General features: G+C 51.9%; 1 protein-coding gene. It reads right to left on the bottom strand.

Annotation, left to right across the window (positions count from 1 at the left end; translation table 11 throughout):
- A partial coding sequence (locus tag C1949_RS19235; protein ID WP_211287228.1) for an IS110 family RNA-guided transposase occupies positions 1-900 on the bottom strand: 900 nt, incomplete at both ends.

The following is a 900-nucleotide window of genomic DNA, read 5'->3' as shown; positions in this document are numbered from 1 at the left end:
CATCACAATCATTTTGCGCATGCAGGCAATCAGCGCGACTTTGGGCAGTTTTCCTTGGGCTTTTAGGTGCTCATAGAACTGCTTGAATACCGTATTGCATTGGATAGCTGACATCATGGCCATGAACATCACTGTTCGCACTCTATGACGGCCGCCACGGATCCGACGCTTGCCCGTCAGCTTGCCACTGTCCCTATTGATAGGTGCAACACCGACCAAGGCTGCTATCTCTCGCCGGTTAAGGTTACCAAGCTCTGGAAGCTCACTCAGGAGCGTAAACGTCAGGACTTTGCCAACGCCTGGCACGCTGGTCAGGATGTCTGTTTTGCTTTGCCAATGATCGACCTTGGCGACTTCCTGCTCGATCTGCTTGGTGATGGTTTTGATCTGGGTCTGGAGCGCTTTGAGTAAACTATTGATGGAGTTGTGAAGTGATTTTGGCAGGATCTGCAGGCGGTTTTTCTCCATGGTGGACATTTCCATGAGTTGGCTGCGCCTCGCCAATAGGTCTTTGATTTTTTGAGAGGTTTTATCCGGTATAGGCTTGAATTCTGGCTTCAGCGTAGCGGCATATTTGGCAATGATCTGGGCGTCAATGCGATCAGTTTTTGCCAACACACCGATAGCCTGGGCATAGCGCCGCACGCTGATCGGATTGACCACAATGATGGGTAGGCCGGCCTGACTGCAGGCCTGAACCAGCGGATGTTCGTAGCGGCCTGTTGCCTCTACAACGATCCGCTCAATGGCGTAGCCCTTGAGTATCTTCACAAGCGCTCGGATATGAGTGGTGCTGTTCGGAATGGTAAAAGACTGGCCGGACGGATGAAGGGCGATATCGAGGTTAGCTTTACCGACGTCGACACCGATGTTGATCAGGGTTTGGTTTTCTGGCGTGTT

The organism is Halopseudomonas oceani, assembly GCF_002903165.1.
Classification (GTDB): domain Bacteria; phylum Pseudomonadota; class Gammaproteobacteria; order Pseudomonadales; family Pseudomonadaceae; genus Halopseudomonas; species Halopseudomonas oceani.
This window is presented reverse-complemented; position numbering and strand designations above follow the sequence as displayed.